Below are 456 nucleotides of genomic sequence, written 5' to 3' on the forward strand. Positions count from 1 at the left end.
AAAGATCAACACGCCCTATTGAAAGCGTTCAAGGCGTATTTTTTCGCCCATACTTAATAAAGTGCTCCTTTGAATATTTTCGCTACCAAATCAGGGTTATACGGGAAGTACCAATGTGCATAAGAAGCGATGGTGCTTTGTTTTATCCAAACAGGATCGGTTGGCCTACCATATTGAGATTCAGGCTGAGTTAGTACGGTTTCTTTACTGTCTGTTTTTGAATAATGGAAAGTATGACCACGCAGCATTTGACCATTGAAATTAGCTTCTAGGATCCCTAGCGCGGCTAGCTTTTTCTGCATAGTCGCTTTGGCATTTAACGCGCCAACCATGTTTTCTGTTTGGCTTTCTGTATCAGTCAATGCTTTGTTGAGGTATAGCATGCCACCACATTCGGCTAGGCAAGGTTTTCCTTGTTCAATGTGTGTGATGATTTGCTGCTTCAACGCATGATTG

Annotated in this window: 1 pseudogene; it reads right to left on the minus strand. The window is 42.1% G+C overall.

Features of this window, described 5'->3' with window-relative positions:
• Nucleotides 1-53 precede the first annotated feature (53 nt).
• Nucleotides 54-456, minus strand: a pseudogene (locus AB4496_RS26575) (cobyrinate a,c-diamide synthase); the annotation flags it as partial.

Origin of the sequence: Vibrio sp. 10N.222.46.A1 (assembly GCF_041473595.1) — a bacterium.
Taxonomy (GTDB): domain Bacteria; phylum Pseudomonadota; class Gammaproteobacteria; order Enterobacterales; family Vibrionaceae; genus Vibrio; species Vibrio tasmaniensis_A.